At 67.7% G+C, this 23,194-nt stretch carries 22 protein-coding genes and 1 pseudogene; 16 read left to right on the forward strand and 7 right to left on the reverse strand.

Annotated features, from left to right (window positions below):
* Window positions 1-77: 77 nt before the first annotated feature.
* Window positions 78-1,043 carry a 4-hydroxy-3-methylbut-2-enyl diphosphate reductase gene (locus IPV09_RS06340; protein ID WP_207474399.1) on the forward strand — a complete coding sequence of 322 codons (966 nt, stop codon included), beginning with the start codon at window positions 78-80 and terminating at the stop codon, window positions 1,041-1,043.
* Between the two features lie 75 nt (window positions 1,044-1,118).
* On the opposite strand, the gene ilvA is transcribed toward IPV09_RS06340, so the two are convergent.
* The 3 genes from ilvA to IPV09_RS06355 all read right to left on the reverse strand — a co-directional run bounded on the left by ilvA (window position 1,119) and on the right by IPV09_RS06355 (window position 4,808).
* On the reverse strand, window positions 1,119-2,369 hold the full coding sequence (gene ilvA, locus IPV09_RS06345; RefSeq protein WP_242681313.1) for a threonine ammonia-lyase IlvA: 1,251 nt from the start codon (window positions 2,367-2,369) through the stop codon (window positions 1,119-1,121).
* A 66-nt stretch (window positions 2,370-2,435) separates the two neighbouring features.
* Window positions 2,436-4,037 (reverse strand): DNA recombination protein RmuC, encoded by a 1,602-nt coding sequence (rmuC, locus tag IPV09_RS06350; RefSeq protein WP_207474401.1) that lies wholly within the window; start codon window positions 4,035-4,037, stop codon window positions 2,436-2,438.
* Window positions 4,038-4,100: 63 nt separating this feature from the next.
* A complete protein-coding gene (locus IPV09_RS06355) occupies window positions 4,101-4,808 on the reverse strand; it encodes a hypothetical protein (protein ID WP_207474402.1) in 708 nt (235 codons plus the stop codon).
* Window positions 4,809-4,910: 102 nt separating this feature from the next.
* Here IPV09_RS06355 and IPV09_RS06360 point away from each other — a divergent pair, with 102 nt between their 5' ends.
* The 7 genes and pseudogenes from IPV09_RS06360 to IPV09_RS06385 all read left to right on the forward strand — a co-directional run bounded on the left by IPV09_RS06360 (window position 4,911) and on the right by IPV09_RS06385 (window position 10,575).
* The gene (locus IPV09_RS06360; protein WP_207474403.1) at window positions 4,911-5,558 is read left to right on the forward strand and encodes a TetR/AcrR family transcriptional regulator; all 648 of its coding nucleotides are present in this window, start codon (window positions 4,911-4,913) and stop codon (window positions 5,556-5,558) included.
* Between the two features lie 28 nt (window positions 5,559-5,586).
* Window positions 5,587-6,858 (forward strand): M18 family aminopeptidase, encoded by a 1,272-nt coding sequence (locus IPV09_RS06365; protein WP_207474404.1) that lies wholly within the window; start codon window positions 5,587-5,589, stop codon window positions 6,856-6,858.
* 58 nt (window positions 6,859-6,916) lie between these two features.
* Window positions 6,917-8,011 (forward strand): redox-regulated ATPase YchF, encoded by a 1,095-nt coding sequence (ychF, locus tag IPV09_RS06370; RefSeq protein WP_207474405.1) that lies wholly within the window; start codon window positions 6,917-6,919, stop codon window positions 8,009-8,011.
* A pseudogene (locus tag IPV09_RS14635) lies at window positions 8,008-8,196 on the forward strand (HNH endonuclease signature motif containing protein); the annotation flags it as partial. The gene ychF and the pseudogene IPV09_RS14635, both read left to right, overlap by 4 nt.
* Before the next feature lie 33 nt (window positions 8,197-8,229).
* Window positions 8,230-8,556: a hypothetical protein gene (locus tag IPV09_RS14200; protein ID WP_242681315.1), complete on the forward strand. Its 327-nt coding sequence runs from the start codon at window positions 8,230-8,232 to the stop codon at window positions 8,554-8,556.
* Between the two features lie 184 nt (window positions 8,557-8,740).
* Window positions 8,741-9,505, forward strand: a complete 765-nt coding sequence (locus tag IPV09_RS06380) for a DUF2971 domain-containing protein (RefSeq protein ID WP_207474407.1) — start codon at window positions 8,741-8,743, stop codon at window positions 9,503-9,505.
* A gap of 551 nt (window positions 9,506-10,056) precedes the next feature.
* Complete coding sequence (locus tag IPV09_RS06385; RefSeq protein WP_207474408.1) at window positions 10,057-10,575, forward strand: hypothetical protein; 519 nt, start codon at window positions 10,057-10,059, stop codon at window positions 10,573-10,575.
* A 45-nt stretch (window positions 10,576-10,620) separates the two neighbouring features.
* Here the strand turns inward: IPV09_RS06385 and IPV09_RS06390 are convergent, their stop codons facing one another.
* Window positions 10,621-11,037: a hypothetical protein gene (locus IPV09_RS06390; RefSeq protein ID WP_207474409.1), complete on the reverse strand. Its 417-nt coding sequence runs from the start codon at window positions 11,035-11,037 to the stop codon at window positions 10,621-10,623.
* Between the two features lie 129 nt (window positions 11,038-11,166).
* On the opposite strand from IPV09_RS06390, the gene IPV09_RS06395 reads away from it, so the two are divergent.
* The gene (locus IPV09_RS06395) at window positions 11,167-12,222 is read left to right on the forward strand and encodes a tocopherol cyclase family protein (protein ID WP_207474410.1); all 1,056 of its coding nucleotides are present in this window, start codon (window positions 11,167-11,169) and stop codon (window positions 12,220-12,222) included.
* Between the two features lie 184 nt (window positions 12,223-12,406).
* Here IPV09_RS06395 and IPV09_RS06400 read toward each other — a convergent pair whose 3' ends face one another.
* Complete coding sequence (locus tag IPV09_RS06400) at window positions 12,407-12,955, reverse strand: FABP family protein (RefSeq protein WP_207474411.1); 549 nt, start codon at window positions 12,953-12,955, stop codon at window positions 12,407-12,409.
* Between the two features lie 178 nt (window positions 12,956-13,133).
* Here IPV09_RS06400 and IPV09_RS06405 point away from each other — a divergent pair, with 178 nt between their 5' ends.
* The 5 genes from IPV09_RS06405 (at window position 13,134) to IPV09_RS06425 (ending at window position 16,436) form a co-directional block, all read left to right on the forward strand.
* Window positions 13,134-13,349: a hypothetical protein gene (locus tag IPV09_RS06405; protein WP_207474412.1), complete on the forward strand. Its 216-nt coding sequence runs from the start codon at window positions 13,134-13,136 to the stop codon at window positions 13,347-13,349.
* A 155-nt stretch (window positions 13,350-13,504) separates the two neighbouring features.
* Complete coding sequence (gene ddaH, locus IPV09_RS06410) at window positions 13,505-14,356, forward strand: dimethylargininase (RefSeq protein WP_207474413.1); 852 nt, start codon at window positions 13,505-13,507, stop codon at window positions 14,354-14,356.
* Window positions 14,353-15,594: an ornithine--oxo-acid transaminase gene (gene rocD / locus IPV09_RS06415; RefSeq protein WP_242681316.1), complete on the forward strand. Its 1,242-nt coding sequence runs from the start codon at window positions 14,353-14,355 to the stop codon at window positions 15,592-15,594. Before ddaH ends, rocD begins: the two co-directional genes overlap by 4 nt.
* 149 nt (window positions 15,595-15,743) lie before the next feature.
* Entirely contained in the window at window positions 15,744-15,932 is a 189-nt protein-coding gene (locus tag IPV09_RS06420) for a hypothetical protein (RefSeq protein ID WP_207474414.1), read from the forward strand.
* A gap of 33 nt (window positions 15,933-15,965) precedes the next feature.
* Complete coding sequence (locus tag IPV09_RS06425; RefSeq protein WP_207474415.1) at window positions 15,966-16,436, forward strand: tRNA (cytidine(34)-2'-O)-methyltransferase; 471 nt, start codon at window positions 15,966-15,968, stop codon at window positions 16,434-16,436.
* A gap of 21 nt (window positions 16,437-16,457) precedes the next feature.
* Here the strand turns inward: IPV09_RS06425 and IPV09_RS06430 are convergent, their stop codons facing one another.
* Entirely contained in the window at window positions 16,458-17,657 is a 1,200-nt protein-coding gene (locus IPV09_RS06430; protein ID WP_207474416.1) for a N(5)-(carboxyethyl)ornithine synthase, read from the reverse strand.
* Window positions 17,658-17,886: 229 nt separating this feature from the next.
* Complete coding sequence (locus IPV09_RS06435) at window positions 17,887-20,586, reverse strand: PIG-L family deacetylase (protein WP_207474417.1); 2,700 nt, start codon at window positions 20,584-20,586, stop codon at window positions 17,887-17,889.
* A 271-nt stretch (window positions 20,587-20,857) separates the two neighbouring features.
* Here IPV09_RS06435 and IPV09_RS06440 point away from each other — a divergent pair, with 271 nt between their 5' ends.
* Together IPV09_RS06440 and IPV09_RS06445 are read left to right on the forward strand one after the other, a co-directional pair.
* On the forward strand, window positions 20,858-22,036 hold the full coding sequence (locus IPV09_RS06440; RefSeq protein WP_207474418.1) for an ROK family transcriptional regulator: 1,179 nt from the start codon (window positions 20,858-20,860) through the stop codon (window positions 22,034-22,036).
* A 63-nt stretch (window positions 22,037-22,099) separates the two neighbouring features.
* Window positions 22,100-23,170 (forward strand): extracellular solute-binding protein, encoded by a 1,071-nt coding sequence (locus tag IPV09_RS06445; RefSeq protein WP_207474419.1) that lies wholly within the window; start codon window positions 22,100-22,102, stop codon window positions 23,168-23,170.
* The last annotated feature ends 24 nt before the right edge of the window (window positions 23,171-23,194 follow it).

Consider the following 23,194-nt stretch of genomic DNA (forward strand, 5'->3'; position numbering starts at 1 on the left):
CGACACGTTTTGCGCTGGCCGCGGAGCCACTGGTCAGGACCGCGGATCGTCGGTGGCCGGCTGGGTAGACTGGCACCATGACTGAGACCTCCAAGAGTGTCGTGGTGGCCGCCCCCCGTGGATACTGCGCCGGTGTTGACCGCGCGGTGATCACGGTCGAGAAGGCGCTGGACCTGTACGGCGCGCCGGTCTACGTGCGCAAGCAGATCGTCCACAACAAGCACGTGGTGGAGAACCTCGAGCAGCGTGGCGCCATCTTCGTGGAGGAACTCACCGAGGTGCCCGAGGGCGCCACCGTCGTCTTCTCGGCCCACGGCGTCTCCCCGGCCGTCCACGCCGAGGCCGCCGAGCGCGAACTGAAGACCATCGACGCCACCTGCCCGCTGGTCACCAAGGTGCACCACGAGGCGCGCCGATTCGCCGCCGACGACCTCGAGATCCTGCTGATCGGTCACGCGAACCACGAAGAGGTCGAGGGCACGATGGGTGAGGCGCCCGAGCACATGACCCTGGTGGAGCACCCCGAGGACGTGGAGGCACTGGAGGTCAAGGACCCGAGCAGGTTGGCGTGGCTGAGCCAGACCACCCTGAGCGTCGATGAGACCTACGAGACGGTGCGTCGGCTGCGCCAGAAGTTCCCGCTGCTGATGGACCCGCCCTCGGACGACATCTGCTACGCCACCTCGAACCGTCAGGCAGCGATCAAGCAGATCGCCGCCCACAGCGACCTGGTCATCGTCGTCGGCTCCAGCAACTCGTCGAACTCGGTGCGCCTGGTCGAGGTCGCCCTCGAGGCCGGCGCCAAGGCCGCCTACCGGGTCGACGACGCCAGCGAGATCGACGAGGCATGGCTGCAGGGCGTCGCGTCCGTGGGTGTCACCAGTGGCGCCTCGGTGCCCGACGAACTGGTGCACGGGGTCCTGACCTACCTGCAGGACCGTGGCTTCCCGGTCGCCACCGAGGAGCGTCTGACCGAGGAGTCCCTGGTCTTCGCGCTCCCGCCGGAACTGCGCAAGGACATCAAGCGCGCCCAGCAGCACTGAAGCTTCTCGCGGGGGACGACCCCCTGCACCCCCGCAGGTCGCGGGGGACGACCACTTGCACCCCCGCGCTGACGGCTACACCAACAGGCGGGTGAAGGGGCTGTCCTGCGGCAGCACCTCCGCCTGCAGGTTGCTGGCCTCCAGACGCTCGACCAGCTTCGGGAAGTCGAAGGGGTCGGACAGTTCGATGCCGACCAGCGCCGGGCCGGTGTCCCGGTTGGAGCGCTTCACGTACTCGAAGTGGACGATGTCGTCGCCGGGGCCCAGCACGTCGTCCAGGAAGCGGCGCAGGGCGCCCGGCTCCTGCGGAAAGCTCACCAGCAGGTAGCGCTTGCGGCCCTGGTGCACCAGGGAGCGCTCCACGATCTCGGCGTAGCGCGAGACGTCATTGTTGCCGCCCGAGACGATGGAGACCACCGTCTGTCCCGGTTCGATGACCACGGCGCTGTCGACCTGGGAAGTGCGCAGGCAGGCTGAGGACAGCGCCCCGGCGGGTTCGGCGATGATGCCGTCGACCTGGTACATGTCGAGCATCTCGGTGCAGACCTGCCCTTCGGGCACCGCGATCATCTCCGGAGCGACCTGGGCGACCAGGGGCAGCGTGAGGTCGCCGGCGCGGCTGACGGCAGCGCCGTCGACGAAGGTGTCGATGCCCTGCAGCGCGACCGGCCTGCCCTGCTCCAGGGCCCGAATCATGCTCGGCGCGCCGGCCGGCTCCACACCGATCAGGCGGGTGTCGGGATAGTTGGTGCGAAACCATGCGCCCAGCCCGGACAACAGCCCCCCGCCGCCGACGGGGATGAGCAGCACGTCCGGCGCCGCCCCGAGTTGCTGGACGATCTCGGGCGCCAGCGTGCCCTGGCCGGCGATGGTGCGCAGGTCGTCGAAGGCGGGCACCATGGTGGCGCCCTCGGCGGCCGCCACCGTCTTGGCCAGCGCAGACGCGTCGTCGTAGGTGTCCCCACCCACCACCAGCTCGATGTGACCCTGCCCCAACGCCACCATCCGGTCACGCTTCTGCCGCGGTGTGGTCGAGGGGATGAAGATGCGGGCGTTGATGCCGAGCCGGGCACAGCTCCAGGCGACGCCCTGGCCGTGGTTGCCGGCCGACGCGCAGATGACGCCGGCGGCGCGTTCGACCGTGGTGAGCTGGCTCATCAGGAAGTAGGCGCCGCGCAGCTTGTAGGAGCGCACCGGCTGCAGGTCCTCCCGCTTGAGCCACACCTGCCCACCACTGGCTGCGGACAACCGCTCATTGCGCTGCAACGGGGTCATGGTGGCAACACCCTGCAGGACGCCGGTGGCGGCCTCGATCATGGTGGACATTTCAGCAAGAGTGGTCACAAGGTTCATTTGTACTCCCACTGGGGCAAAGTCGCACCCGGGCGGCGTTCAGCCCAGTTTGCGCAGGTGCGTCGCCGAAGCGTGCCCGGTGCCTTGGGTGTCCTCGACCAGTTCCTCCAGGCTCGGGTCGGGGCGGGTCAGGGCCAGCAGGTCGGCCCCGGACTGCTCGAGAACCTCGTCGGGACCGGCGGTGATCGCCTGCTGGGCGTCACGGGCCTGGAGCAGTTCGGGGGCGCTGAGGGGTCGGACGTCCGCATCGACGTGCCGTGGCGAGACCAGTTCGGCGTCGGTCACGTTCAGGTCGGACAGTTTGCGGGCCGAGGGCAGCACCCGGCCCTCGAGGGACCCCACCGAGTCGTTGTAGGCGTTGACGGCGGTACCCAAGGCGCGCCCCAGCTTGTCGACGTGGCTTCCCATCTTGCCGAGACGGTCGTGGAGTTCCCGGGCGAGGGTGAGGACCTGGGCTGCGTTCTCGGCCAAGGCGACCTGGCGCCACGAGTGCGACACCGTCTTCAGCAGACCAATGAGCGACGTGGGGCTGGCGATGATGATCGCCTTGTCCGCGGCGTACTGGATCAGGTCCGGCATGCGATTGACGGCCTCGACGTAGAGGGCCTCCGCGGGGATGAACATGATCACGAAATCCGGGGTGCCTGCCTCGGACTTCCAGTACTGCTTGCTCGAGAGCTGGTCGACGTGGTTGCGCACGTTCTTGCTGAACAGGGCCAGCAGTCGCTCGGCCTCGGTCTCTGAGGTGGCCTCCTGGGCGTCCAGGAAGGCAGACAGCGGCACCTTGGAGTCGACGTGGACGTGGCGGCGGTCACCCAACATGATGGTCATGTCGGGTCGAATCGTGGTGTCGGCGCTGGTCGTCGTGGTGGCCTGCTGCTGGAAGTGGACGTGCTCGACCATGCCGGCGACCTCGACCACCCGCTTCAGTTGCAGTTCGCCCCACTGGCCGCGCACCTGCGGCTTGCGCAGGGCGGTGGCCAGCGCCGCCGTCTCGCGCCGCACCTGGTCACCGGTGCTGGTGACCAGCTTGACCTGTTCGCGCAGTTCGGTGGCCAGGGTGGAGCGTTCCTTCTCGATCTCGGTGACCCGCTGCTGGAACTCCTTGAGCTGCTGGGTCAGCGGGCTGACCAGTGCCTCCACCGCCTTCTGGCGTTCGGCGGCGGCAGCATCGGCGGTCTTGCCCTGACGTTCCAGGTGATCGCTGGACAGAATCCGGAACTGGTTGACCATCTGCTCCTCATTGGCCGCCATCGCCTCGACCTGGGCCAGGGCCGCATCCCGCTGGGCCAGCGCTCCGGCAAGCGCCGACCTGGCCTCGGCGACCTCGGCCTTGGCATTGCTCACCACCGCCTGGCGCTCGGCGCGGTCGGCATCGGCGTTGGCAGCCTCGGTGCGCTGCTGGGCCAACAGCTCTCGCTGGGTGGCCAGCTCGACGCGCACCTGGGAGGTTTCCGCCTTGGCGTCCGCGGCCTCGGCCCGGGCACGCTCGGCGGTGGCGCGGGCCTCGGCCAGCGCGGCGACCGCGTCCGAGGACTGTGCCTGCGAGCGGGAGCGGCTGACCAACCAGCTGCAGACGGCGCCGACGACGACGCCGAGCAGCAGGCCGACCAGCAGCAGGGTGAGCGATGCGAAAGTCATGTGTTCACTGTGCCGCAGGCCGCTGACAAATCCTGCGCCCCCACCCCGCCTAGGGCCGAACCGTCACGCAATCTGGCTGGTCGAGGCGCGCTTGCCCGACAGGTCAACCACACGGTCGGCGCGGGTCAAGCGGTCGTCACGCAGTGCCGCCACCGCCCAGATCGCCGTGCAGATCGCGAACACCACTCCATAGGCAACCCGGCCACCAGCAGCCAGGTAGAACTGCACGGGGAACAGGGCCATCACGATGCCCAGCGGCCATGCCGCCCAGGCCGTCGCGGCGTTCTTCGACCAGACCACCGCCACCAGGACGGCAGCAACGGACAGGGCGATCAGGCCGATCCCAAAGGTCACCAGCGCGGCGGGGTGGTTGCGCACCTGATCGACGACCGCGAGCATACCGGCGTCCGGATGGGCCCGATGGGCGACGCCCAAAGCGTGCAACCCGAAGGTCTCCGCGCCGTAGTAGGGCAGGCACAGGACCACACCGACCAGACCGAGGGTCCGGGCAGCCCGAGCGGGGAGCGAACGCTGGTCGCGTCCGCGGATCGCCTCGTCCAGTCGAAGGGCCAGTCGTGCGAACTGGGCCAGGGCCAGGACTCCGAGCAGGTGCGCGGCGATCCACAGCGGGCTGGCAAGGGCTGCGGCGATCTGGGCGGGGTCACCGCCCTGGTCGCCGTAGGGGCGAAGCAGCAAGTAGCCGGCCATCGCGATCCCGGTACCAACTAGGGGAGCGGTGACGGCGGCGAGGGTGGTGCGCGAGTCCTTCATGACTTCCTCCAGCGTGAGAGCAGTGCTTCCTCTTCTCAGTATGAGAGCACCGCTCTCGTTCTGTCAAGAGCACCGCTCTCGCTTTTTCGATTGAGTCCGGCCATGATGGTGACCATGGTCGGAATCCGTGAACAGAGCAGGGCTGAGAACACCACCCGCATCCTCGCCAGCGCTCGCCACCAACTCGCTGTCCACGGTGCGACGGGACTGTCGATGCGTGCCGTGGCCCGGGACGTGGGCATGGTGTCATCGGCCGTCTTCCGCTATTTCCCGACCCGCGAGGCGCTGCTGACGCGGATGATCATCGAGAGCTACCACCACCTGGCTGACGCACTGGAAGCCGCCGCCTCGGATGCTGCCGGTGCGGCCGCCTGGCGAGCGGTCGCGAACAGGGCTCGCGACTGGTCCCGGGAGTCCCCCCACGAGTTCCAGCTGATCTATGGGACCCCCATTCCGGACTACCAGGCGCCTTCTGAGACGGTGCCGGCGGCCGCCAGGGTGGCCGCACCATTCCTGCGCATCGTCGCCGCCGGCCGCCCGGGAACCGTGGACGAGACCGCAGTGGGCTTCATGGAATCGGTGCCGGGGGTCAGCGCGGGCGTGTTGGCGGTGGCCGTGGCCGACCTGGCCCAGCTGATCGGCTTCATCAGCCTCGAACTCGCCGGTCATTTCAAGGGTGTCACCGTTGATGGGGACCGGTTCTATGCATCGGTGATCGAACGCCAGATCCGGACGCTCGGGCTCCCTTGAACCGGTGATGTCGTCGCCCTCTGGTTGGATGGTGGACATGTCTGCACGCGACCACCTCGAAGGCCTCACCTCGTTCATCAAGGCCTCGCCCAGTTCGTACCACGCCGCCGAAGAGGTCGCCGCCCAGCTTGAGGCCAGCGGATTCACCCGGCTGGACGAGGCCAAGCCATGGGACCGCAGCCACGGCGGGCAGTTCATCGTGCGCGACGGGGCCGTGGTCGCCTGGCTGGTGCCCGACACCGTGGATGACGCCACCGGCTTCCGCGTGGTGGGCTCCCACACCGATTCGCCGACCTTCAAGCTGAAGCCGAACGCGACGGCCACCACCGTGGGATGGCAGCAGGCCGGCATGGAGGTCTACGGGGGACCGCTGCTGAACTCGTGGCTGGACCGGGAGCTGGGGCTGGCGGGCCGGGTCACCACCGTCGACGGCGAGGTGCGGATGGTGCGCACCGGGCCGATCCTGCGGATCCCGCAGCTGGCGATCCACCTCGACCGGAGCGCCAACGACGGGTTGACGCTGGACCGCCAGCAGCACACGCGTCCGCTCTACGCCGTCTCGGACGCCGAACTGAACATCGAGGACTACCTGTGCGAGCAGGCAGGCATTGACCCCGCCGACCTCGCCCACCACGACGTGGTGGCCTACACGACCGAGGCACCGGCCCTGTTCGGGGTCAAGGACCAGTTCCTGGCAGCCCCGCGGATGGACAACCTGACCAGCGTGCACGCGAGCCTGGTGGCGCTGGGCCGGGTCGAGCTGGGCTCCGACATCGCTGTGATGGCGGCCTTCGACCACGAGGAGGTCGGGTCGGCCTCCACCAGTGGCGCCGCCGGGCCGATCCTGGAGGACGTGCTGCGCCGCATCGCCGTCGGCCACGGCATTGACGGTGACCGCTGCGCGGCGATGATCCGCCGCTCCAGTTGTGTCTCCGCCGACGCCGGCCACGCCGTCCACCCCAACTACGTCGGCCAGCACGACCCGCAGAACCAGCCGCTGGTCAACGGCGGTCCGCTGCTGAAGATCAACGCCAACCAGCGTTACACCACCGACGCGGTCGGGGCGGCGCTGTGGAAGCGTGCCTGTGCTGCGGCCGAGGTGCCGGTGCAGCCGTTCGTGTCGAACAACGCGGTGCCGTGCGGGTCGACCATCGGACCGATCACCGCGACCCGGCTGGGCATTCCCACCGTCGATGTGGGCATCCCGCTGCTGTCCATGCACTCGGCGCGGGAAATGTGCGGTGTCGACGACCCCTGGTACCTGTCCCGGGCGCTGGAGGCGTACTGGTCGGGCGTCTGAGTCGACCCCCAGGGGCGGCGGTGAGCGTCGAGGGTGACTGACGGTAAGCTTGCCTTCCGTGGCTCTTACCATTGGCATCGTCGGACTGCCCAACGCCGGCAAGTCGACCCTTTTCAACGCTCTGACCAAGAACGACGTGCTCGCGGCGAACTACCCGTTCGCGACGATCGAGCCGAACGTCGGCGTGGTCGGGGTCCCCGACTCGCGACTGGCCACGCTGGCCGAGATCTTCGGGTCGGAGAAGATCATTCCCGCGACCGTGTCCTTCGTGGACATCGCCGGCATCGTCAAGGGCGCCAGCCAGGGTGAGGGCATGGGCAACGCGTTCCTGGCCAACATCCGTGAGGCCGAGGCGATCTGTCAGGTCACCCGCGTCTTCGAGGACGCCGACGTCACCCACGTCGACGGCAAGGTCGACCCGGGCAACGACATCTCGACGATCACCACCGAGCTGATCCTGGCCGACCTGCAGACCTTGGAGAAGGCGCTGCCGCGGGTGGAGAAGGAGGCGCGGATCCGCAAGGAGACCCAGCCGAAGCTCGAGGCCATGCAGCGGGCGGTCGACGTGCTGAATGCCGGCACCACTGTCTTCGCCTCCGGCATCGACACCGAACTGCTGCGGGAGTTCTTCCTGCTGACGGCCAAGCCGTTCATCTACGTCTTCAACTGCGACCAGGACGAATTGGCCAACGAGGACCTGAAGGCGCGGATGCGCGAGATCGTGGCGCCGGCCGAGGCCATCTTCCTGGATGCCAAGTTTGAGTCCGAACTCGTGGAGATGTCCGATGAGGAGGCCCGGGAGTTCCTGGCCGACAGCGGCGTGGACGAGCCGGGTCTGGACGTGTTGGCCCGGGTTGGGTACGACACGTTGGGTCTGCAGAGCTACCTGACGGCCGGCCCCAAGGAGGCTCGCGGCTGGACGATCCCCAAGGGCGCCACCGCGCCCGAGGCGGCCGGGGTGATCCACACTGACTTCCAGAAGGGCTTCATCAAGGCCCAGGTGGTCAGCTTCGACGACCTGGTGGCGGCTGGCTCCGAGGCTGCGGCGAAGGCTGCCGGCAAGATGCGCCTGGAGGGCAAGGAGTACGTGATGCAGGACGGCGACGTGGTGGAGTTCCGGTTCGGGCAGGCATCTTCGGGAGGGCCACGGTGAGTGGTGGAAGACCCGCCATATCCAGGCCCTTGAGTCGTGCTGTACGGGTCGAGGCCGGACACCGTTGTGCGATCCCGACGTGCCGCGCAACGTCGGGGCTTCAGATTCATCACATAGACGAGTGGGCCAAGGTTAAAGAGCACAGCTTTGAAAACTTGATACTCCTGTGTGCGAACTGCCACGCCAGGGTTACCGCGCGCGAGATCGATAGACGATCTGTGACGGCCTACAAGCACAACCTCAGCGTCCTTGCGGGCAGGTACGGCGACCTCGAACGACGGATCATCGATCGCTTCGTGAATAACCCCGACCAGACCGAAGTAGTCGTCGATACGAGTCAGACACTCCTGCTCGACTATCTGATCGCCGACGGACTGCTCGAGTATCATAGTCCTGCCGATGGCGCTCTGTTTGTTGGCCTTGGCGAGCCGCCTGCGTACGAGGCCAGCACTCCCGAAAGCCATTACGGTCCCGCTCTCTGGCGGCTGACTGCCGACGGGCAGCAATTCGTTGAACGCGTGCGGTCCGCGCGGGAGGTCGGATAGCGAGAACCCTGAAGGGTTCCGCACTAATCTTCGACGTCCTGGGTGCATCTGCGAGGGCTGCCCGCATCGTGGTAGCGGCTTGACACTTTGACAGCGATGTAGTGGAGTTCCGACACGAATCAGCTTCATCGGGCAAGAAGTGAATAGCCGTCCGCGAAGCAGCGCCGCAAAGGTGGGAAAGAGTGTGACCTACAAGAGCCACCCCGACCTCTGGGATGTCGAGGATGCTGACACCGTACTTTGGCGTTACATGGACCTGTACAGGTTCCTCGATCTCCTGCAGGAGTCGGAACTACATCTCACACGTGTCGATCAGATGGAGGATAAGTGGGAAGGCTCGTTCAGCGACCTAAATGTCGCTGAACGCCCGGCCATTTACGCCGAGCACTGGAGCGAGTCGTTCGCCAAGGCAATGCATAATCTGTATCTACACGGGCGGACTCACACCTACCTGAACTGCTGGTACATGGGCGACGCGGAGTCATACGCCATGTGGAAGCTGTACGACGCTGCAGGGAAAGGTGTTGCGGTCAAGGCGACTATTGGCCGTCTTCAGGCGTCCTTGAAGGGCGTGCACCGTCCGGAAGTCTGCGGATCACAAGTGAAGTACGTCAATTACGCCACCACGTACATACCGGAGCGGAACCTTTTCCTTCCCTACATTCACAAGCGGTTGAGCTTTGCTCACGAGCAGGAGTATCGCTTGCTTGCAATGTGGTCGCCCAAGGTTCTAGAGACGGATCAGAACAACACGGCGACCCTTACCGAGCCGGACGTCCCGCCTGTGCTCCTCCGTGAGGCCGTCGATCTGGACGAGTTGATAGGCTCAGTCTACGTCTCCCCGGACGCTCCTGATTGGGTGGCGAAGGTGGTGTCGGAAGTGACACGCCAGTACTTGCCTCGACTGGAGGTTCGTCACTCGGACCTTGCGGCCGACCCGGTCTTTTGAGACTGCGGGCGACGGAGGACATGGTGGAGTTCGTCACGCTAAGTCCGGCACCAGAACCCCGGCTCACGAGCCAGATGGCAATCCTGGGACCGTCGGGCTGCCGGTCGACAACCGCGATTCCTCTCAAGCCGCTCTTCGTGCGCTCGCGGCGCCCACCCGCACAGTACGATGCGCGCCCCTCTCTTACGGAGTGTTTGAGCGGCTCGCCCGCCAGGACGAAACGGCCTTGCGGACGTGCAATTGCTAGGCGCCTTGACCGTGCGGTGCCTTGACTCGGCGAGCGATGGATGACGCGTCCCCTGGCAACGCAGCGCAGTCGAGTGCAGAATGAACGTCTAGCTGACAACGTCCTTTCGGCGCATGCGGTTCTGTTGTGAACGTCAGGGGTTTGCGCAGATGTGTTGCGAGGCGGACGAGCGCCTGTCGGGCGGCGGAAGCTGGCGCCTCGAGGACGTCGTCTCTGCTGACGTGTCCATCGGCAGGGGCTGGGCGAGTAGAGCCGCGGGTTCGGGCAGCCCAGAAATGTCCGACCCCCGGAGCAACATGAGTACATGACAGAACAGCAAGGTGAATCACTGCTGAAGTTCACTGTGGCGCTGCGTCCGTTCGAGGACCACGTGGCTGCCACTGAATGCCTCTGGGGCCGCTGGATCGACCGGAACGAGGGTCTGGTCGCCTCCCACAACAACGCCAACGAGGTACCGCTCGCGGTCAACGACGTCGTTCGAGTCGCGCGCACCGCGTCCGGGTCGTGGCGGCTGGTCGAGATCGTCCGCCTGGCTGAGTCGGTCGTCACCTGGACGTCCTTCGATCCACCCGTCACCCAGGCGCAGGCCCTCGCGGTCTACGACGGGTGGGTCCGCGACGGCCTGGCCGTCTTCACCGAGGGCGGCAACGGGATCATGGTCACCGCGTGGAGGGAGTTCATGTCGATCGAGGAGGTGTTGGGTGCCCTGACGGTGTTCGCGGCGCCCGGGTGGGAGTTGTGGCAGGTGTTCACTCCGGAGGAGCGCCTGCGGGAACTGGAGCAACGCGTCGACATGGGCCGCGGTACGCGTGTCCATCGCTGACGTGGCGCACGACCCGAACTCGGGGCCATGCCAGCCGCGAAGCGGTCACGATGCCAGTTCGTCCTGGGCGCAGCCGCCGATGCGACGTGGCAGCAAACCGGGGTTGGCAGTGTAGAAGTGGAGCAGCTTGGGTGCGGTCTCGGCCAACGCCCGGTGCCAGCGACGGCCGAGCGGCAGGGTGAAGGGACGCGCAGACGAGATGGCTGCGATCATGCCCGGCACCACGTCCAACTGGTCGAGGAACGCCGTCGCTTCCGCCAGTTCGCGTGCGGAGCAGTGCCACTTCATGCCGTCGATCACAATGGGTTGGATGAGGCGGTCGTGCTCGTCGCAGAGCAGCAGCAGCCATGAGTCAGCGTGCCGGTCGCGTTCACCCAGGAACAGGTCGACCACATTGGTCGCGAGTTCGGCGTCGGTCAGTGGCATGTCAGCCCAATTGTTGGGCAGGTCTTCGAAGGTCATGTCCCTCAGTGTTGTCACGGGGCGAGGGGGGTGGACCCTCGGCAGCGAAGCTGTGGACAACTTCGTGCGTGTCCACAGGCCTACGTGGCGACCCTGTCCTCGCAGGTCCAGCGGTGCCATAGTGCTGGGATGACCTCCACGCTGCGGCGCACGGTTGCCGCATTGCTCCGGACCTATCGCGCGAGCGGCGCGGACTGGCCGTGTGGTGACCTGCTGCCCGCCCACGACGTCGCCATGGAGGGGTACTTCTGGCGGTTCAGCGACCCTGCGTCCGGACGCGTCGTGATCGCACTCAACGGCGTGAACCACTCGGATGACGGACACTGGTCGACGCTTGGCCTCGCGGCGCATCCGCATGGTTTCCTGCGCACGGCAGTTCACCCGGTAGGTGTGGCCGCCACGGACCGACTCGGCGCGTCCGCAGGTGATGCCTTTGTCGGCACGTCGGGACGCGTGCGGGTCGACCTCGCCGCCGACGCCCACCTTGACGTGGAGGTCAGAAGTCCGCAGCCCTGGCCGCGCAAGAGTCTTGGTGGGTCCAGCGTGTTCCAGGCCGTGCCCGGCCTCAACCAGTACTGGCACCCGTGGCTGCTGGGTGGGTCGGTGCACGGACGCGCCGTGCTGGGCACCGAGACCTGGGCGCTGGACGGATGGTCGGTCTATGCCGAGAAGAATTGGGGCAAGGGCGGGTTTCCCGACGCATGGTGGTGGGGTCAGGCGCAGGGCTTTGATGATCGGTCGGTGTGCGTCGCCTTCGCTGGGGGGCAGGTCAGCGCTGGGCCGTTCCACACGACCGTCACGGCTGTGGTCGTCCTGCTGCCGGACGGCACACTCATCCGACTGGGGAACCCGGTCGTCTCGCCAGTGCATGCCGAGGTCACCGACGAGCGGTGGGAGCTCAGCGGACGCAGTGCCCAGTGGAGCGTCGACATCGAGGGGTCGGGCAGTCTGGACACCGCGCATGTGCTGCCCGTGCCACTGCCTGCCGAGCGGCGAAATGTGCCCGGCGCCATCGAGCATCTCGGCGCCACGATGCACGTCACAGTGCGCCGGCGGGGCCGACTCATCTGGGAAGGCGTGTCCACCATCGCCGCCCTCGAACACGGCGGGATTGCGCGCGCCCGGGCCGAGATCGCGCGCCGGGGCCACGGGCCAGACGCCGTCGACGCGTCCCCGGTGCGGTGAATCGCGGTGCCCCGACAGTCACGACTAGGGTGGCAGGATGTCAACTCCCCTCAGCCCGCCTGAGCCCAGCCGTGACCAGCCGAGGCGCGGCGCCTCGCGCACGTGGAGTGTTCTGTCCGCAGCCGCTGGCCTGTTCCTGATTGCCTTTGGTGCCCTGGTCGTCATGCTCGGCCAGGCCGATGACTCACCGGGGTTGGGCGGGCTGGGACTGATCACCGCCCTCATAGGCCTGGTCATGCTGGTTCGGCTGCTCCGGGGACGGACCGGCAGGGGTCAGCACTGAGCTGAGGTGGTGGGTCAGAGGTACCCCCACCGCTGCCATCTCGAAGCTGGTGGTGAGTTCGGTGCCCTGGAGCCGGATTCGTCGGACGGTCTGGTCCACCAGCTTCGCTGATGCGGAGTTCACCACCCGTGAGTGCAGCTCCATGGAGAACCCGTCGGCCTCGGCCACGAGTGGCCCCTCGGCCAGTTCGGTCTGACCGGTCGGTTGGGCCAGGACGAACTCGACCCGGCCGTGGCTGGGCACCCGCAGGTAGCCGGTCTCGACATGCAGGGGTCGTCCATCCGGTGCCCAGGTGCGCTGGGCATAGGCCAGGAAGGGCTTGCCAATGTCGGTGAAGGTGACCTGCTCGGTGTACTCGAAGGTGTCGATGGTCGGGTACTCGCCGACCCCGGGGCCGCGCCACGTGCCGACCAGACCAGCGATGGGCGCAAGGTTCGGATGCAGGTTCATGCCGGAAGTCTAGGTGGGCGGTGCAGTCTGGGTGGGCGGTGCAGTCTGGGAACGTCGTCGGCACCCGCGCGGCTGCCACCTGCACCAGTTCCGTCCTCCTGCAAGGCTTCAAGCCCTGCAACGGGTCCCAACTGTTGCAGTTGGTTCCCGTCCCGGAAGCCAGCCATAGACTCCGCCCATGGGTTCATCACGCCCCAACTTTTCGGGGATGACGGTCAACGAGCGCCTGGCCGCTGCTGGATTGACCCGCGAATTCGACTCGGCGATCATCGCGGGGGACCGCCAGAGGGCGATCAGCGTGTTGCGGCGGGTCGCCATGGACGAGAACAGCGCTGCCTTCACCGTGGACACCACACTCGCCAACCCGGCGAAGTACGGCTACCGGCGCCCCTGAAGACGCAATGAGCATCAGTCCCCAAGAGCGCCCGTGGTCCGTGTCATACTGCAGTCAGGCGTGCTCGTGTCGCCTCTTCCTCGTGGCCAGCCCACGGGTCGAAGTGCCGCCGGGCCCCAGGACAGCGTCCGCCGCCACACTCGGTGGGGAGCGAGATGCCTTCTCAACAGCGGATCCAGCAGCGTCGCCGGTTCCTGATGTGTCGTCCGGACCACTTCACGGTGCGCTACGAGATCAACCCGTGGATGCAGCGGGCGCGTCCCACCGACACGGCGCGAGCGGTGCGGCAGTGGCAGGCGCTCCACGACACCTATCTGGAGCTGGGGCACGAGGTCGAACTGATCGACCCGATCCCCGGCCTGGACGACATGGTCTACACGGCCAACGGCGGACTCGTCATCAACGGTGTGGCACTGGGGGCGAGGTTCAAGGTGGCCGAGCGTCGCGGTGAGGAACGCCCGTTCCGGGAGTGGTTCGCCGCCCACGGGTTCGAGGTCGTCGAGCCGGTCGCGACCCAGGAGGGTGAAGGGGACTTCCTGCTCGCCGGCGAGACCATCCTCGCCGGCTATGGCTTCCGTTCCGAGCTCGGGAGCCACGCCGAGGTCGCCGATGTGTTCGGGCTCGAGGTCGTCTCGCTGCGCCTGGTCAACCCGGCCTACTACCATCTGGACACCGCGCTGTGCGTCCTGGACCCGGTGCAGGGCCCGGGCGGGGTGGAGCGGGCGAACATTGCCTACCTGCCCTCCGCCTTTGACGCGCACAGCCAGGGCGAACTCGTCGAGCGGTTCCCGGACGCAATCCGGGTGCCCGCCTTCGTTCCCGAGACCCTCGAACTGAACGCTGTCAGCGATGGTCTCAATGTGGTGATCTCGACGCCCATCAACGGCTTCGACGCCCAGCTGCGCGAGCGCGGTTACCACCCCGTGGCCGTCGACCTGTCCGAGTTGCACCTCGGCGGTGGCGGGATCAAGTGCTGCACCCTGGGACTCAGAGGAGCCAGACCATGAGCACCACGATGAACCCATCCACGTCGACGGACGCCGGGACGCCGACCGCGCGATTCATCCACGACGAGGGGGAGCACGTCGCGCACAACTACGATCCGCTTCCCGTGGTCGTGTCGACCGCGGAGGACGTCTGGGTGACCGACGTCGAGGGCAGGCGCTACCTCGACCTGCTGTCGGCCTACTCGGCGCTGAACTTCGGACACCGACACCCCGAGCTGGTGAAGGCGGCCGTCGACCAGATCGGCCGGCTCACCCTGACCAGTCGGGCATTCCACAACGCCCAGCTTGGCGCCTTCTGCGCCGCCCTGGCCGAGTTGTGCGGCAAGGACCTCGTGCTGCCGATGAACACCGGTGCGGAGGCCGTCGAGACCGGCATCAAGGCAGCGCGCGCCTGGGCCTACCGCGTCAAGGGCGTGCCCGCAGACGCCGCGCGGATCATCGTGGCGGCGGGCAACTTCCACGGCCGCACCACCACGATCGTCGGGTTCAGCGACGACCCCGTCGCCCGGGACGGGTTCGGGCCGTTCACGCCCGGATTCGTCACCGTCCCCTACCAGGACGCCGCGGCGATCGCGGACGCCATCGACGAGTTCACTGCCGCGGTGCTCATCGAGCCCATCCAGGGTGAGGCCGGCGTCATCATCCCGCCGCCGGGCTACTTGAGGGCGGTCCGCGACCTGTGCACCCAGCGCAACGTGCTCCTCATCGCCGACGAGATCCAGTCAGGCCTCGGCCGTGCCGGCGCGACATTCGCCTGCGACCGCGAGGGCGTCGTCCCCGACCTGTACCTGCTGGGCAAGGCGCTGGGCGGTGGCATCCTGCCGGTGTCGGCCGTCGTCGGTGACCGTGAGGTCCTGGGGGTGTTCCGTCCGGGCGAACACGGGTCGACCTTCGGCGGGAATCCCGTCGCTGCGGCGGTCGGCCTGCGCGTGGTCGAGCTGCTGCGCACCGGCGAGTTCCAGGAACGCGCCACGACGCTGGGCCACCACCTCAAAGGTCTGCTCGACGAACTGGTTGGCCACGGCCTCACCGAGGTGCGCGTGGCTGGACTGTGGGCGGGCGTCGACGTCGAACCGTCGCGCGGCACCGGCCGCGACGTCGCCCGGGGTCTGTTGGCCCGCGGCGTGTTGGTGAAGGACACGCACGGCCAGACGATCCGCATCGCACCTCCGCTGACCATTCAGGCCGCCGACCTCAACTGGGCGGTCGAGCAGTTGAGGCTGGTGCTGGCGCGCTGAGGACCGCGAAAAGGGTGATCGCGGCTAACTGCAACGGATAGCGCCTGGTGCACGGTTTCAACCGCTGCAGGAGCACCGGGGCGTTGCAGGTGGCCGAAGAGGCTGCCGGCTGGTGTGTCATGCGGCGGTGGAACGGGCAGAATGGGCAGATGGCCAAGTACCTCGTCTCCCACCCGTGCCAGGACGCCTGCGGCACCATCGAGACCGACCGTGACGTCCGGGGCGCCCCGGTCTACCTGTGTCCGGGATGTGACTCGCAGTGGTACGAACCGCGCGAGGAGAAGGTCTCTGTGGACCAGAGGGAGCTCAGCCCGGAGCCCGAGAACCAGCGCTCGTAGCGGCCGCTGCCCCCGTTGCCGGTAGTCTGAGGGGTGTTTCATGTGATGTTCCTCGAGCCCCGAATCCCACCCAATACGGGCAACGCGATTCGGATGACAGCCGGGGTGGGAGCGACCCTGCACCTGGTCGAACCGCTCGGGTTCGATCTGGAAGCGCCCAAGTTGCGACGTGCGGGACTGGACTACCACGACCTGGCGTCGGTGGTCGTGCACCCTGATCTCGACGCCGCGTTGGGCAGCGCCGTACTGGCTTCCTCGAGGGTGTTCGCCTTCACTGCGCACGCGACCCGCTGGTACACCGACATTGAGTTCCGCCCCGGCGATGTGCTGCTCTTCGGTCCCGAACCGACCGGCCTGTCGGACCAGGTACTGAGCCACGAGCGCGTCACCGAACGAGTGCGGATCCCGATGCTGGAGGGACGCAGATCCCTGAACCTGTCGAATTCTGCGGCCGTGGTGACCTACGAGGCATGGCGCCAGCAGGGCTTCGCTGGCGCGATCTGATGCCCGGCGGCAGTCGACAGCTCAGTCCGTGGCCGTCCGCAGGTGTGGGTAGGCCGGGTCGCGACCCTGGAAGCTCAGAATGCTCGGATTCCTGACCACGCCGTCGTGGACCTCGATCGCACGCGTGATGGTCTGGTCCGCGGCCCAGGCAGCGGGCCCCTCCATCACCGTGCGCAGGAACGGCAGCAGGGCCTCGCTGATCTCCCACGTGGCGGCGTTCCACAAGTACGACGGGCTGTGGTCGACGGCGTAGTAGTGGACTCCTCGTCCGACGGTGAACATGGGCTCGTCGAAGGTGCTCGGTCGCGCCCATTCGAAACCCATGCCCGTGTCGCACGAGACGTCGATGATCAGGCTGCCCGCGGCGAAATGCTCCAGATCGACGGTCCTCAGGTAGGTCAGCGGGGCAGCGACGTCCTGGTAGGTGCAGTTGACCACGATGTCGTGCGAGGCCAGGAACTGCGGCAGCAGCACGTCGCCGTCCGTGGTGAGGACCTCGCTGAGGTGGGTCGCACCCTGGTCGGTGTGCAGTTGGGTGATGTGGACGTTGTGGATGGGGGAGCCGACCGCTGCGACGCCCCGCTGCGTGAGGACCTGGACGTCGTGGATCCCGTGCGCGTTCAGCGCCGTCACCGCGCCTCGTGCCGTCGCGCCGAAGCCGATGACCACCGCCCTCAGGCGGGGCCCGTAGTCACCGGTCGAACCGACCAGGCTCAGGGCGTGCAGCACCGAGCAGTAGCCGGCCAGCTCATTGTTCTTGTGGAAGACGTGCAAGCTGATGTCGCCCCGGCGCGACCAGTGGTTCATGGCCTCGAAGGCGATCAACGTCAGCCGATTGTCGATCGCGGCCTGCGCCATGGCGACATCCTGCACACAGTGCGGCCATCCCCACAGGACGCGCCCGTGTGGCATCGCGGCCACGTCCTCCACTTGCGGCTTGGGCAGCAGCAGCACGTCGGCGGCGGCGATGACCTGTGAGCGTTCGGCGACCCTGCCCACCCGCGATTCGAGGTAGCCGGGTTCCAGTTGGAAGTCATTGCCGTAACCACGCTCCACGACCATCCGGGCGCGCAGGTCGGGGTCGATGCGGTCCAGATGGTGCGGGTGCAGGGGCAGTCGCCGCTCGTTCTCCATCGAGGAGGTGGCCAGGACCCCGAGGCTGAGCAGACCGCTGGAGGAGTGGCTCGTAGTAGCGAGGGACGAGTCGGTGGCGCCGGACATCCGGACTCCCATCCTGGGGGGAACCAGAGGTAGCTCCCGCCCCGACCCTACGCCGCCCGCATCCAACTGCGGCAGTTAAGTCCTGCTGCACGGCTTCACGTCCTGCAGGAGGACCGCACCGTTGCAGGTGGCGGTCGGCGGGCGATGACTCAGCATGAAGAGGCCCCGCCGTCGGCGCGCTGCACAGCAGGGCAGCGCGCCCACGACGGGGCGATGGGGCAGGGGTGGCCTACTTCACGACAGCGGCTGCTGCCGAGACCTGGGTGCCTGCCTCGAAGGAGGCCAGCACCTGCACCTTCTTGCCGGCCTTCAGCAACGCCTCCAGACCGGCGACGTTCAGCGTCACCTTGGACGAGCCACGCTGCAGGTTCTGGCGGGCGTGGGCCAGCACCGACTCCCCGTCCCAGACGTAGACCCGGGCGAGTCCCGAACCCGGACCGTTGATGATGGCGGTGAGGGCGTCCCGGCGTCGCTGCACCGTGGCGATCTTCAGGTCGCGTGACGTGGGCGACCATCCGCCCAGCGGTACACCGTCACCTGCACTCTGCAGGATCGACTGGGGCGACTCCACCGAGCGCGCCGCGATGTCGGGCAGGATCGGGTCCTTGGGTGCCGGGCCCGCGTCGGCCAGACCCTCAAGCGACACCTGGCCCCAGCGCCACGGGTCGGCCCGGACGCCGGAGAACGTCGACCAGCCCACCCGCCGTTGGGCCGCCTTGTTCTGGGTGTCCGAGTCGTTGATCAGGATGTTGAAGCCCATCCGAGCCGGGTCGATGTTGTCGGGCAGCACGGCGAAGGGGATCTTCACCTCCAGGTCGTACCCGGTGTAGGCCGCCTCCGAGTCAGCCATCGTCACGGCGACCTCCATCCCCGGTGCCGTGATGTGTGCTTCGCCCTGGTAGGCGTCACGGTCGCGGCCGACACCCGCAGGGCCGGTCATGCTGCCCATGGACGGCATGATGCCGGCGATGAGGGTCTGGGCCGTGTGCTCGGCGGTGCCCCGGGGGTCGACATAGATCTCGACCGAGTCGGTGCGACGCTGCCTCTTGTTGTCCTCGATCGGCAGGATCGTCCCGCGGATGTCGTCCTTGACCGACAGGAAGACGTACAGGTTCGACGCGTCGTGGGTCAGCCAGGCCTGCCCACTGATCGAGGTGGTCGTGCCCCCGGCCGGTGAGCCGTCCCAGATGGTGTCGACGGGGATCGGTGCGCCCGGGTATTCGCCCTCGCTGAGCACGCCGTTGATGGTGGGCGCCGAGGAGGCGCGCTTGGACGTGTGGCTCGGCACCAGGTTCAGCGTGACGGTGCGCACGGCCGGCGCCCCGGTCGACTGCGTGGTGATCTGCACCGGCCAGACACCGCGGTTGGCGGGCCGGTTGGCGGTGGGAATGCTGGCGTCGGTGTTGGCGACGGTGATGGACGCGAAGCGCTCCTGCCCCGACGCCAGGGTGGCGACGTCGAACGTGGACGGCGACGCGCTGAAGCCGGACGGCATCGCAATGCTGACCTGCCCCGCCTGCGCCGACTGGGAGTAGTTGTGGACCTTGATCCGCAGCTCGCGCGAACGCGACTGGGCCACCGAGAACAACTCGGGGACCAACGCGTCCAGGTGCTTCATCTTCAGCTCGGCGGTCCAGTCGCGGAACTGGGCGATCTCAGGAAGCGGTTCGATCGTCGCTTCCAGGGCACCCGCGACACGGACGGGTGCCACCGTCTCACCGGAGGTCGCACCCACGGAGTAGACGGCGCGGACGTTGGCCGTGGCGCCGATGGTGGCGCCGGCGCCGGCCGTCACGGTGAAGGTCACCGTCTGCGAAGCGCCGGAGCGCAGCGCGGCGATGGACTGGCGGGCGCTGGTCGACCACCCGGACGGCACCGCGAGGGTCACCGAGCCCGCGCCCAGCGATGCCCGGCGGGGTGCGGTGACGGTGACGGTGACCTTGGCGCTCTCACCCGGCACGAACTCGTAGCGCTCGGGGCTGACCTCGATGTGGGTGCCCAGCGGCAGACCGCCGCTGATCGGCAGCGCTGCGCCGCGCAGCGCAGCATCATTGCCCAACGTGGGCGCCACCAGGGGGCCACGGGTGTGGATGAGGGTGAACCAGGTGCTGGGGATCGCCGCAGGGTCCGACGAGCTGGGGGCACGCTCGGCCCAGCCCTGGGTGACGTAGGCCCACATGGCCTCGTCGCGCACGGCCGACCACCGCTTGCCGTGCCGTTGGCTCGGGGTGCCGTTCCAGGCGCCGAAGACGATGTCGCTGGTGACCCGCGGCACGTAGCCCTTGGCGACACCATCCGGGCCGGTCGTCCCGCTGCCGCTGGCGCCGCTCTGCAGAATCCGGCTCGGGGTCCAGGCCGAGAAGCCCTCGGCGAAGTGCTCGGGGAAGGCGGTCGGGTCACCGGCACGCAGGTAGGCCTCGACGGCGTACATGGCGGCCTGCTGGTGGTTGCCGTGGTTGCCCTCCACAGCAGAGGGGTTCATCGTGACGATGACCTCAGGCCTGGTGGCGCGGACGACGCGGACGATGCGGTTGAGCAGGGCGTCGCCGCCCCACACCTTGCGGGACAGCGGTGCGCTGGCGGTGTAGTAGAAATCGAGGGCGTCCAGGTTGTACACGTGGGTGATGCCAGCCAGGCCAACCGCGACGCGTTCCTCGGCCTCGCGGAGCAGGCCCAGCGCAGGACCTTCCTCCAGGCCGACGGCATTGCCGCCGCCCTCACCGCGGGTGGTCGTGATGACACCGGCCTTCATGCCGCTGTACTCGTTCCACTGGCCGAGCGCACCCAAAGTGCCGGCCTCGTCATCGGGGTGGGCCCCGATGAACAGCACGTTCAGCTTCACCGACTCCGGATCACTGGTGGCCAGTGCCAACTCGGCCGAGGACAGGGTCATGGTTCCGCCGGCCGCCACGGAGGCGAGTCCGGCCACTCCGCTCGCCTTCAGGACCGTTCGTCGGGAGGCGTGCAGTGGGGTGGGTTGGTCGTGAGTTGCCACGAGAGGGTCCCTTCCGTTGGGGCGCCACCGCTGTGTGACGCTCCTCATAATTCATACGCCGTAGCAAGTAGGTTGCGCAAGGGGGTCCACGGAACGAAACTTTCTTCGATTTGCGCTCAGCCCCCGCAGCGCCGGGCTGTTGCGACTCCGCATGGATGTTCCGAGAACCCTTGTGCGACGCCTTTCTTCAAGCTATAAAGAATCCATGTCAACGGAGATCGCGGCACCAGCAATCGCTGGTTCGCAGGGTGCTCGACGCCTCGAGAGCGTCGTCAGCGCCCTGTTGCGCCACGGCACGTTGTCGCGCACCGAACTCGCCCGCATCACCGGCTACTCGCAATCGTCGATGACCGACTCGATCCGCCAGCTGCTCAGGCTCGGGTTCGTCGTCGAGATCGGCCAGGGCAAGTCCACCGGGGGTCGGCGGCGCACCTTGCTCCGCTTCGAGCGCCGCGCGGTCCTGTTGACGCTGCTGTCCCTGGAAGCCGGACACCTGGTGGCCCGCCAGGTCGACCTGGCCGGGAGCGTGCATGTGCAGGTCGGCCGCAAGCTCGACCCCCTCGACCCCATGTCCTCGCTGGTCAGCGCCGTCGAGACGCTTCGCCAGGTCGCCGAGGAGGCCTCCATCGGCGCAGTCATCTCACTGCCGGGTGTCGTCTCGGCCGAGGGGGACGTGACGCTGGCCCCGGCGCTGGGCGAGGTTCCCGCCCGCCGTGTCCAGGATGTCGTTGCCGAGGCGTCGGGTCTGCACACCATCGCCGAGAATGACGTGAACCTGATGGCAATGGGCGAGTGGATGGACGGCGCCGGACGTGACGGCGACGACTTCGCCCTGATCTACGTCGGCGAGGGCATCGGCTCGGCCATGGTGCTCGGCGGCCGCGTCCACCGTGGAGCCACCGGGTCAGCCGGCGAGATCGGGTTCCTGCCGTGGGCCGGACGGGTCCCGACCAGCAGCAGCACCGTGGGACCCCTCGAACAGGAGTGGTCCATCGCGGCGCTCGCGGCCAAGGCCGAGACCGCAGGCCTGGAACTGGGGGGCCAGCACGTGGTCGACGTCCTGGAGCGCAGCGGCGCCCCTGAGGCCACCAGACTTCTGGACGACGCGCTCAGCGCCTGGGCCTACGCGGCCATCGTGACTGCCTGCGTGATCAACCCCGGCCGGATCGTCTTCGCGGGCGAGACCACGCGGCTGTCGCACCAGGGACGCGAGCGACTCGCGGCCCGCGTACACGAGTCGAGCCCCTCACCGGTGCAGGTGCGCTTCGCCGAACTCGGCGAGTCCGCGATCGTCTGCGGCGCAATTGCCCACCTGCAGAACGCCCCCTGGATTTTCCTGCCCGGAACCGACGAGAACCGCACCGCCGCACCCCACCCGACCTGACCACCACCACGTACGGGGCACCCCATCACAAGTTGGGGCACCCACCACTCAAAGGAGAGATTCATGTTCACACGACGCAACTACCTGATGGGTACCGCCCTGCTCGGTGCCGCCGCGACCCTGAGTTCCTGCGGTCTGGACACCAGCAGCGGGTCCAGTTCCAACCCGAGCGACAGTGCCGCCGTGGTGCCGTTCACGATCTACACCGCCCGCGACAGCGCGCTGGCCGAGCAGGTCATCGCCGACTTCGAGAAGGCCAAGCCCGAGTGGGCCGGCAAGGCGACCGTCCTGACCCTGGGTGCGCAGGAGGCCCTCGAGCGTGTCCGCGCCGAGAAGTCGAACCCCCAGGGTGACCTCTGGTGGGGCGGCACCCGCCAGCAGCTCTCCCAAGGCGCCGCCGACGGGGTCCTGGCCGCGGCACCGAAGGCTGTCATCGACGCCATCCCCGCCGACTACCGCGACAAGGACGGCCTGTGGATCGGTGAGATGCTGCTGGCCGAACTGTTCCTGATCAACACCGAGATGCTCAGCGGCGCCGAGGTCCCCAAGGACTGGGACGACCTGCTCGACCCCCGCTACAAGGACAAGATCATCATTCGCGACGTCGAGGCCTCCGGCACGATGCGCGCCATCTTCTGCGCCATGATCGATCGTCTCTACGACAAGGGCGGCTCGGCCCAGGCCGGCTACGACTGGTTGAAGAAGCTCGACGCGAACACCCGGGCGTACGCCGCCAATCCCACCGACATGTACCAGCGGATCAGCCGCCAGGAAGCAGCGATCTCCCTGTGGAACCTGCAGGACATCATGTTGCAGAAGAACGGCGACTTCAAGATGTTCGACGCCGTGGTGCCGGCCTCCGGTGCACCCATGCTGGTCGACGGCCTGGCGAAGATCGCCAACGGCCCCGGCGGGGCGGGTGCCGACGCCTTCATGAGCTACCTGATGAGCAGCGAGGTGCAGACCAAGCTCGCCGAGGAACGCTTCCAGATCCCCACCATCAAGCTCGACAAGGAGCCCGCCTGGCTCGCCGACCTGGGTCTGAAGGAGATGAAGGTCGACTGGAACCGCATCGCCACCAATGAGAAGGAGTGGATCGGCCACTGGGCCGGCAACATCAAGGGCAAGGGCTGAGGCCGACGTTCCCGGCGGGGCCCA

It is taken from the genome of Tessaracoccus sp. SD287 (assembly GCF_017355265.1).
GTDB lineage: Bacteria > Actinomycetota > Actinomycetes > Propionibacteriales > Propionibacteriaceae > Aestuariimicrobium.